Here is an 8,927-nt window from a genome sequence, read left to right on the forward strand (position 1 = left end):
AGCTCAAGTCCAACCGGAGGCTCCTCAGGGTCGAGTCGGCCCGGGGGACCCTCGAGGAGGTGGAGGGACACCTCCGAGTGGGGGACCTACCCCCCGGCGTCTACTACGCCGACCTGACCCTTGGAGACCGAGTGATTACGGTAAAATTGCTAGTTCAAGAATATAAAGGTGACTCCGGGACACACGTCAGGTATCTCTACACGACCGATCTCTCGCTCAGCGAGGAGGAGATCGAGGAGGCATGGAGGATGAGGTGGGAGATCGAGAAGCTTCACAGGGACGTGAAGGCCTTGGGACTGGAGGACTCCTCGTTCTGGAGGAGAGAGAGGCTTCAGGGTTACCTCACGATCTTCACCATCATGGTCAACGTTGTCAGGGAGCTGATGGGGGCTCTTAACCTGAGGAGCGTGGAGGCGTTCCTCAGGTTCGTTGAACGTTATTTAGGTGGACCGCCTGGACTGATGAAAATCTTTAAGTTACGTTAAAGTCCCATAACTGCTGCTATTAATTATTATGAATTCATCCCTATTATTCGGAGGGATGTCAGAGATATTATCTTTTGCTCAAAAAGTGCCATAAAACTATGACTATTCCTTTTATGTTCAGGTTAAGAAAATCTTTCTACAATTAAATTAGAAAAAAAAACTTCGTCAAACTACGTTATCTTTTTACTAATTCCTTTATGTATTCCCACATTAAATCAACGGCTTCTTGGAACACTTTAATCTCCTCTTCACTCATCTTTGCAAATCTTCCCTGCAATTTCAAGTATTCTTCTACCGGTTTCCTCTTAGACTTATCAAGTAAGGTCTTACTTACTCCCGTTAACGAAAACTCGCCATTAACAACCTCAAATAACGGCCACACTCCAGTTTCCACAGCAAGTTTAGCAACTTCGATAGTCAAACTACTGTCGAACCTCCACCCTGGGGGACACGGAGAGAGTAAATGTATGTACCTGAACCCCTGCATGTTCTTTGCTTTTCTCAACTTAGCTTGATAATCAAACGGGTAGGTAATTGAAGCTGTAGCCACGTAAGGTATCTTGTGCTCAATCATAATAAAGGGCACTGGTTTCTTAAACTCCCTCTTACCGGCTGGAGTAGTTGTAGTCCAGGCTCCGAAGGGTGTTAATGATGACCTTTGTATGCCGGTATTCATGAAAGCCTCGTTATCATAACATACGTAAAGTATGTCCTCGTTTCTCTCCGCCGCTCCGCTGACAGCAGCAAAGCCTATATCTCCCGTAGCACCGTCTCCAGCCCAAACCACAACTTTGGCGTCTTCTCCCCTTATCCTCAACTGCCTTGATAAACCACTAGCTATGGCTGCAGCTGATGCAAAGGCACTGTGGACTACCGGTACCGGTGAAGGAGATCCGTGGATATCTCCCATGATCACTGTTGAACATGAGGCAGGAACTACTAATACTGTTTTCTTACCCATTACCTCTAACAGTAAGTCGAGTTCCTTCGGTATAGGACACCCTGGACAAGCGGCGTTTCCCCTGAAGAAGTTTTGTTGTCTGATCACTTTCTTTTGTTTAATATAATCGGGAATTAACTCCTCACTCATTTAACCACCTCTCATCAAATTTGTAACCGTTCAACACGTCTTCCATTACCTTTTGGAAGTGAAGTGGTCTTACATCTTTCCCTCCTATACCTGCTATTACACTATGAACATCGATTCCGCTGTTGTAGAGGGTAGCTTTGACCTCCGTAGCTAAAATTCCTCCGATACCGTAGGAATACTCCCTGTCAAATACTACCACACCATGAACTCCTTTCAACACATTCTTGATCCTCTCCCGGGGGAAGGGTCTTACCACTCTTATCTTTAGTAAGCCCACTTTCTTTCCTTGGCTCCTCATCCTCCTCACGGCTTCTCTAGCATCCCCAGTCCATGCACCAACCGTTGTGAACACATATTCCGCATCATCGCACATATAGCACTCAACTAAGCCAAACTGTTTCCTACCGCTTATCTCCTCGTACTCCTTACTTATCTCCTCGATGACTTCCTTACTCCCTTCCATTGCCTTCATAGTCTCGAACTTAATTCTCATGTAATCATCCGGGGCTGCGATGGGGCCTACGTTGACTGGATCGTTAAAATCTATCAGATTGAATTCCCTAGGAGGTAGGAACTTATTAACAGTCTCATCTTCGAGGATTTCCAATCTCTCCATCGTATGGGTTAAGATAAATCCGTCGAAGCCCATCATCACTGGGAGTAATACCCTCTTGTCTTCGCTTATCCTGAAGGCTTGTAACGTCATATCGTAGGCTTCCTGAACGTTTTCCGCCATCATCATGATCCAAGACGCATCTCTCTTGCTGAAGAAATCCTGGTGATCATCCCATATCGACCAAGGTTCAGCTAAAGCCCTAGTAGCTACAGCATTAACAATAGGAACCCTCTCACCTCCAGCCCAGTAAATCATCTCGGTCATGTATAACAGACCTTGAGAAGACGTTGCCGTAAAAACCCTAGCTCCAGCTACAGCTGCACCATAAACAGCTGATAGAGCAGAGTGTTCGCCTTCAACCTTTATTAACTCTGCCTTGAGCTCTCCTTTTTCTATATACTCTGCTATTTTCTCGAGCATCGTAGTCTGAGGGGTTATTGGGAAAACTGCTAAGACTTGCGGTTTAGCTTGTTTTACTGCATAAGCTACTGCGTGGTTACCTACCATTGCAGTTACGTGTTTTGTCACGGTCATCATCTTCATTTCACCTCCGGAACCATCTCGATGGCTTTTTGAGGACATATTTGTGCACATACTCCGCATCCCTTACAATAATCATAGTCTATCCTCACGTCAAATCCCTCCAAAAGGTCTATTGTGTTTTCAGGGCAGTAAATCACACAGAGTCTACATTTCGTGCATTTGTCGTAGTAGATTACGGGTTTTATTACCCTCCAATGCCCGGTAAGTCCCGCTGCACCTACTTTCGGTCTTCCTAAGGGAATTGGATAGCTTATCATACCTCCCTCACCATCTCATAACCTAGTTTAGCCGCCTCTGCGTTCGTTTCACCTAACTTACCTTCGAACTCTTCTTTTACAGCCTCTTCAATTGCATCCAATGATATCATTCCAGTTATTCTCGCTATTGCCCCTACCATAGGAATGTTAACTAACCTCCATCCCGCAATGATAAGGTTCAGCTTTTCAGCGATTTCCACTGCATCTAGATAGAAGGTCTTTTTCCACAACTTTTGCGGAGTCTTGGTGTTTATGACCAAGATCCCGTCTTCCTTCAAACCCTCGAGAGGATTCATAACCTTAAAGAGTGAGGGGTCGAATACCCCGATAAGATCAGCGTTGTAAACCTCTCTGTGTATATATATCGGCTCATCTGAGAGGCGAACGTAAGAAGTTACCGGAGCTCCTCTTCTTTCTCCGCCATAGGAGGGGATGGACTGGCCATACTTACCTTCAAGGACAGCAGCCTTAACGAGTATTTCACCAGCAGTTACTACCCCCATACCACCTCTTCCTCTAAGAACTATTTCAAGCCTCATAACATACTTTTCTCTTTCGAAGATAATATTTGTCATTATAGATAAGATGAGAAGGGATAAATTAACCCAGTTTAAGATTTAATTATGGTATTTTAATTCAATTATTCCTACACATTGTGTCCTAGATGCGGAAAAAAGATGGTGGAAGTCGGTTATGGGTACTTTCTTTGCACGTATTGTGATTACGAGATAGGGACGTTATTGCAATTATGAACTTAAACTGGCGAGGTCAGAGATGCTCTCGACTGTTCCTCAAATCAGGAATGTAGTCTAAAATCGATAAGGGGACCCTTGCCTTCTCAAGGCTAGGAGACGTAATTGTCTCGACGAGAGAAACATAAACGTTTTTCCTACCTACTGAAAATTCTTCGGTTTTAAACCAGTTGTAATATCCATTTTACCCTCGCGTAATCCAGTTATAAATTATATTAAGCTCTCATATTTACCCATAAGGGTTAGAAGCCATGTATATTCTAATTGTTTTCTTCTCCACTCATTTACTAATTCGATACTTCCAATTTCACTAACTATACTATTGACATCTAATAATGTTTCACATACATCGTCTGCTAGAGTGTAAGAAGCAGTAAATTCTATCAATATAGCTTCAGGAGGGATTAGAGCTATATAAACTCCCTTTCTATATACCAGTTTCTGGAATATATACCCATTAACTCCCTCTTCCTTACCTCTTAAGAGTGATGATGAACAGAAGAAATTTGCTAAAACTCCTTACCAAAGTCCTTGTCTAGCCACTTCCATTTAAAGGTTTACGCAATCACCATGTATTACAAGTGGGACGTGAAGGGTCTTATCTAATAAGTGTTTTCCTAATCCGTAACTATTTATGCAAAATAACAGCTTAACGACGATAATATGAAAGATTCTGATAATCAAGTGTAATTTTTTAAACCTAAATTGTTAAAGATTGTTATGAGCTATTTCGAACGACTAAATTACTTTGAAAAGTGGTTTATTCTAGGTGTTATAGCAGGTGTCGTAGCAGGTATAGCTGCTACAATATTTTATTCTTTATTACATATATTTGAATTCATCTTCATACATAGATTTATAGGTGTTTCTTATCCAGAACCTTTAGGGGAAGGAGGGAATCTTTCTTTTACTTTTCACCCTGGAAATTATTATCTAATTCAAGTCTCAGTGGCTATAGGTGGTCTACTTTCGGGACTTATAGTTTATACATTTGCACCTGAGGCTGAAGGTCATGGGACAGATGCAGCAATAAGAGCTTATCATTATTACCAAGGTAAGATAAGGTGGGTAGTAGTACCAGTGAAGATCATAGCATCAGCAATAACTATAGGCTCTGGAGGGAGTGCTGGAAGAGAAGGACCTACAGCTCAATTCTCAGCAGGAATAGGTTCTATTCTGGCTGATTTATTAAAACTCCCTCCCGAGGATAGAAGAAAAATGGTAGCTGTAGGTATTGGAGCAGGGATAGGAACTATTTTTAAGACTCCTATAGGCGGAGCATTATTATCTGCAGAAATATTATATAGGAGAGACCTTGAACCTGAAATACTATATCCTTCTTTAATAGCTTCAGCAGTAGGCTATGTAATATTTGGATTAATTTACGGTTTTACACCAGTTTTCGGTTATTACTCAGAATCATTTAGTCCACTTAGATTACCCTTATATGCTGTATTGGGAATAGTTAATGGACTCGTAGCAATACTTTATGTTAAACTGTTTTATGGTGTACACTCATTTTTCAAAAAGTTAAAGATAAGTAATTACTTTAAACCAGTACTAGGGGCACTAATAACGGGAAGTATAGCGTTAGTAGCGCCTGAAGTAATAAGCACGGGTTATGGTTGGATAAATTTAATTGAGTACGAAAAGACTAACGCTTTTTACTCTCCCTTTTTACCTACTATATTACTTCTTGCTTTACTTCCCTTATTAAAGATATTAGCTACCTCCTTTTCAATAGGTTCAGGAGGTAGTGGAGGAGTATTTGCACCAGGGCTTTTCATAGGAGCTTTCGTAGGGGCTGATTTAGGTCTTATTTTTAATCATATCTTCCCGAACATAGTTCCTACAATAGCACCTTTTGTTATAATAGGAATGGCGTCATTTTTCGGTGCTGCAGGAAAAGTACCTCTATCAGTAATAGTAATGGTCACTGAGATGACAGGGAGTTTACAGCTCTTGCCCGGAACTATGATAGCCGTAGCTCTTTCCTACTTAGTTTCAGGAAATTACACAATTTATCAAGCTCAAGTTCCTACTAGAAGAGATTCACCAGCACATAAACTTGAATATGAAATACCATTATTACAAATATTGAAGGTAAGCGATGCTCAACTTTCTGACATTAGAGTAAAGATAAACGATAAAGTAAGCTTAGCTTTATCTAAGATGATGGAAAACAATTTCTTGAGTTTACCCGTTACAGATGATAATGATAGATTCGTAGGGGCAGTATATTTGAAGGACTTAGAGAAAGCTAACAGTAATGATATTGTAGGGAAATATGTAGTTAGAGGAGTACCATATGTTAGACCAGAATCTACCTTTGAAGACTGCTGGGATATAATGGCTAGACTTAGAAGTAAATGGGTCTGTGTAGTAAAGGACGGTAAATATTTAGGAGTATTAACTATAGATAATCTACTTAAATCTTATGAAGAAAAAGTGAATAAATTTAAACAGAACGACTCCGCAAAAATAGCTTAGGTAGTTTTTATTTTTTATTACCTTAAAATTCTTTTTCTTAATACAATGGATCATAAGAAAATATTCAACATAAAGAAGAGATCTGTAAACTATCATAGATATTCACTCATTTAAAAGGATATCTAACTCAATAATAATGCGTTTATCTATTTTGTCCATGATAATTATTTAATCATTTGGCTTAAATAAGTGTTTAGAGAGACAATATTTTGATCCTCTCTTCTGAGATAATTTACTTACGGAATATGACCCCTACCACATGGCTTTTGTGGAAAAAGTGGTGAAAAATCAGGGAGAAGAAGGAATTGTGGACTTCGGAGGCGTTAAGAGGAACATTTCGCTCTCTTTAGTAGACGCTAAAGAAGGTGACTAGGTGTTAGTACATGCTGGCTACGCTATAAAAGTCCTCAGAGAGGATGAGGTCGAGGATGACTTAAAGAGGAAAATAAGTGCAGTTGTTAATGACGGAGATGAAGAGTCTTGAGTTTATTCATAACGTGGTCTACAAATTTCTCCAGTTCCTCCCTCTTAACACCTCTCTCTTCACTTACCTTAAACACTATTTCCTCTACTCTAGCGTAATTCTTGTACTCCTCGTTGAGCCTCTTCCATGGTATACCCTTTAACGCATTTGCATACTTATCGTCAAAAGGGAGGGCACCGTTTAACATAAGGCAGGATATAATAGGGTAACCTATGTATCCCCTAAACCTTGTCCCGTTATCGTCACTGTAGACCACTTGTCCCTTGATCTTCACCTCGTACTGTTTATCCCTCTCGGAAGAGACTACCTTACAACCCTCCTCTGTCTTTTCAACTCTACCATCAGCAATAGCTCCAAGTGCCTCAAGCACTTTAATTCTGGGAGGAAGTTTCAGTTCCATAACCATTATTCGTACATTAAGCATTAAATGTTAACGAGTATCACACAACTCTTAAAAATAGGCAGTAATTCTATGAGGACTGTAGGGAGAAGGATATCGAGACCGACGAGACAAGAGCGGAAGCTATATACACAAGTTTGTCCGATAGGATGAAGAAATCGGTAACAGTCCTTGCGATGAATAGTGACAAAGCGGGAAACGAGGAAATCCATGAGTATTAACCTCCTTCAATTTCTAATCTTAATTACATTCGTGTACGAGCTTTGTTTAACAGTTCGTCATTTTGTTTGGTGATAAACTTTTTACCTATAATCAATATATGGGTTTATGGCTTGGTATAACAAAGACGAAGTAAAAAAGTTCATAACTAGGAAGAACTCCGTTCTAGTAGTATGGGATGTTCAAGAAGCCCTGGTTAACTCGATATTTAACAGAGATGAGTTTCTTGCCAAACTTAAAGAGTTAATCGACTCTGCTAGGCAATATAACGTACCAATAGTTTACACTAAGATAACACCCTTACCTGAGAGGTTTCAGCCCCCGTACTTGAGGAGGAGATTTGATCCGGGCGACATAGTTAAAGAGGTATATCCTAAGGAGAATGACATAGTACTGAACAAGAACACTGCTTCCATATTCGTAGGGACTAACTTCGAACTCATGATGAGAAATGCCGGAATCAACGTCATTGTTTTCACGGGAATCGCTACGGATATCGGCGTAGAAACATCAGCGAGGCACGCCCAAGCCTTAGGATTCTTACCGGTAATAGCTAGAGAAGCAGTATCCTCGGCAGACAAACAAGCCCATGAGAGGTCTTTAGCTAACATGAGTAAGTTAATGTTAGTCCTAGACAACAAAGAAATAATAGAAAGGTGGAGTTCTGAATAACTAAAAGTCTTTTTTTAAAAATCTACTTCACACTTTCCAGAGCACGGTAAGCAGTCCTTAAGTCAACTCCTTATGGACTGTTTAAATGGAGAATAAAGGAGGGATAACGAGGTATAGGTATAAAGTTTAAAATATGTTGCCATAGTTGTCAGTAGAGACATGAAAATAGAAATAGATGGTAAGTTACTACACATAACAGAAGGGTCAAATGAAAGAGTTAACGACTACCTGGATTTCATAAATAGACTCTCCCGAGACCCTGACAATTATACATTAACAAGATATAGTAAGATCGATGAACAACGGATCATTGAATGGTCTAAATCTTGGGGAAAAAGTACCATTATGATCTTAGCATATAATGACTCTACAGTTGTGGGCTTTTTCCAAGCATCACGTGGTAGATATTTCGGTACTGAGAGACAATTTCATGTTGCGGAAATAGCCTATGCAGTGGACAAAGAGTTCAGGGGTAAGGGGTTAATATATGTTCTCTTTAACGAGGCAATAAAAAGGCTCGAAAGTGTGAAAATACTTACTGCGTGGGTAGATGAAAGGAATTTAAGGTCTGGGAAACTTCTAATAAAATTGGGATTTGAGGAAGCTTGTAAAATTAATGACTTCATGTATTCTCAAATAGAGAAAATCTTCTGTAATTTTATAATGTATGTAGGAGATGTAGAGATAGTCAAGACTAAATTGAAAGAAGAGCTGGCAAGGAAAAATTATAACGTACATGAAGAATAATCTTAAATGTATAATAACGTAGTAGTAGCATTTATGTTTGAGGCTATAGATTTTTCTTCGAACGTAGTATTCCGCCATAACCCTTCCTTGTTCAATAAGGCGAGGGAAAACTATTGTAAAGGATAGACACGGTTACGTTAGGGTCTCAGACTTGATGCAACAGCTCTACTTC

At 40.1% G+C, this 8,927-nt stretch carries 10 protein-coding genes and 1 pseudogene; 5 read left to right on the forward strand and 6 right to left on the reverse strand.

Annotated elements, in window-relative coordinates:
- Nucleotides 1-485: pseudogene (locus WIW52_RS00390) on the forward strand (IS701 family transposase); the annotation flags it as partial.
- Between the two features lie 175 nt (nucleotides 486-660).
- On the opposite strand, the gene WIW52_RS00395 reads toward WIW52_RS00390, so the two are convergent.
- The 5 genes from WIW52_RS00395 to WIW52_RS00415 form a co-directional block, all read right to left on the reverse strand.
- Nucleotides 661-1,575, reverse strand: a complete 915-nt coding sequence (locus WIW52_RS00395) for a 3-methyl-2-oxobutanoate dehydrogenase subunit beta (protein WP_337707847.1) — start codon at nucleotides 1,573-1,575, stop codon at nucleotides 661-663.
- Nucleotides 1,568-2,728: a pyruvate ferredoxin oxidoreductase gene (locus tag WIW52_RS00400; protein ID WP_337707848.1), complete on the reverse strand. Its 1,161-nt coding sequence runs from the start codon at nucleotides 2,726-2,728 to the stop codon at nucleotides 1,568-1,570. Before WIW52_RS00400 ends, WIW52_RS00395 begins: the two co-directional genes overlap by 8 nt.
- Nucleotides 2,729-2,730: 2 nt before the next feature.
- Entirely contained in the window at nucleotides 2,731-2,991 is a 261-nt protein-coding gene (locus WIW52_RS00405; RefSeq protein WP_337707850.1) for a 4Fe-4S binding protein, read from the reverse strand.
- Nucleotides 2,988-3,566: a 2-oxoacid:acceptor oxidoreductase family protein gene (locus WIW52_RS00410; protein WP_337707851.1), complete on the reverse strand. Its 579-nt coding sequence runs from the start codon at nucleotides 3,564-3,566 to the stop codon at nucleotides 2,988-2,990. The genes WIW52_RS00405 and WIW52_RS00410 overlap by 4 nt, the downstream gene beginning before the upstream one ends.
- A 387-nt stretch (nucleotides 3,567-3,953) precedes the next feature.
- On the reverse strand, nucleotides 3,954-4,130 hold the full coding sequence (locus tag WIW52_RS00415; protein WP_337707854.1) for a hypothetical protein: 177 nt from the start codon (nucleotides 4,128-4,130) through the stop codon (nucleotides 3,954-3,956).
- 333 nt (nucleotides 4,131-4,463) lie between these two features.
- Here WIW52_RS00415 and WIW52_RS00420 point away from each other — a divergent pair, with 333 nt between their 5' ends.
- Nucleotides 4,464-6,233, forward strand: a complete 1,770-nt coding sequence (locus tag WIW52_RS00420) for a chloride channel protein (protein ID WP_337707856.1) — start codon at nucleotides 4,464-4,466, stop codon at nucleotides 6,231-6,233.
- 458 nt (nucleotides 6,234-6,691) lie between these two features.
- On the opposite strand, the gene WIW52_RS00425 is transcribed toward WIW52_RS00420, so the two are convergent.
- On the reverse strand, nucleotides 6,692-7,117 hold the full coding sequence (locus WIW52_RS00425) for a hypothetical protein (RefSeq protein ID WP_337707858.1): 426 nt from the start codon (nucleotides 7,115-7,117) through the stop codon (nucleotides 6,692-6,694).
- A 27-nt stretch (nucleotides 7,118-7,144) separates the two neighbouring features.
- On the opposite strand from WIW52_RS00425, the gene WIW52_RS00430 reads away from it, so the two are divergent.
- The 3 genes from WIW52_RS00430 to WIW52_RS00440 all read left to right on the forward strand — a co-directional run bounded on the left by WIW52_RS00430 (nucleotide 7,145) and on the right by WIW52_RS00440 (nucleotide 8,755).
- Entirely contained in the window at nucleotides 7,145-7,270 is a 126-nt protein-coding gene (locus WIW52_RS00430) for a hypothetical protein (protein ID WP_337707860.1), read from the forward strand.
- Nucleotides 7,271-7,444: 174 nt separating this feature from the next.
- Nucleotides 7,445-8,008, forward strand: a complete 564-nt coding sequence (locus WIW52_RS00435; protein WP_337707862.1) for an isochorismatase family cysteine hydrolase — start codon at nucleotides 7,445-7,447, stop codon at nucleotides 8,006-8,008.
- 159 nt (nucleotides 8,009-8,167) lie between these two features.
- Nucleotides 8,168-8,755 carry a GNAT family N-acetyltransferase gene (locus tag WIW52_RS00440; RefSeq protein WP_337707863.1) on the forward strand — a complete coding sequence of 196 codons (588 nt, stop codon included), beginning with the start codon at nucleotides 8,168-8,170 and terminating at the stop codon, nucleotides 8,753-8,755.
- Nucleotides 8,756-8,927 lie beyond the last annotated feature (172 nt).

The organism is Stygiolobus sp. RP850M (assembly GCF_037389295.1).
In the GTDB taxonomy this organism is placed as follows: Archaea; Thermoproteota; Thermoprotei_A; order Sulfolobales; family Sulfolobaceae; genus Stygiolobus.

Coding starts and splice junctions, on each gene's coding strand:
- WIW52_RS00395 (WP_337707847.1), bottom strand. CDS start 1,575: ATGAGTGAGGAGTTAATTCCCGATTATATTAAACAAAAGAAAGTGATC.
- WIW52_RS00400 (WP_337707848.1), bottom strand. CDS start 2,728: ATGATGACCGTGACAAAACACGTAACTGCAATGGTAGGTAACCACGCA.
- WIW52_RS00405 (WP_337707850.1), bottom strand. CDS start 2,991: ATGATAAGCTATCCAATTCCCTTAGGAAGACCGAAAGTAGGTGCAGCG.
- WIW52_RS00410 (WP_337707851.1), bottom strand. CDS start 3,566: ATGACAAATATTATCTTCGAAAGAGAAAAGTATGTTATGAGGCTTGAA.
- WIW52_RS00420 (WP_337707856.1), top strand. CDS start 4,464: ATGAGCTATTTCGAACGACTAAATTACTTTGAAAAGTGGTTTATTCTA.
- WIW52_RS00425 (WP_337707858.1), bottom strand. CDS start 7,117: ATGGAACTGAAACTTCCTCCCAGAATTAAAGTGCTTGAGGCACTTGGA.
- WIW52_RS00430 (WP_337707860.1), top strand. CDS start 7,145: ATGTTAACGAGTATCACACAACTCTTAAAAATAGGCAGTAATTCTATG.
- WIW52_RS00435 (WP_337707862.1), top strand. CDS start 7,445: ATGGCTTGGTATAACAAAGACGAAGTAAAAAAGTTCATAACTAGGAAG.
- WIW52_RS00440 (WP_337707863.1), top strand. CDS start 8,168: ATGAAAATAGAAATAGATGGTAAGTTACTACACATAACAGAAGGGTCA.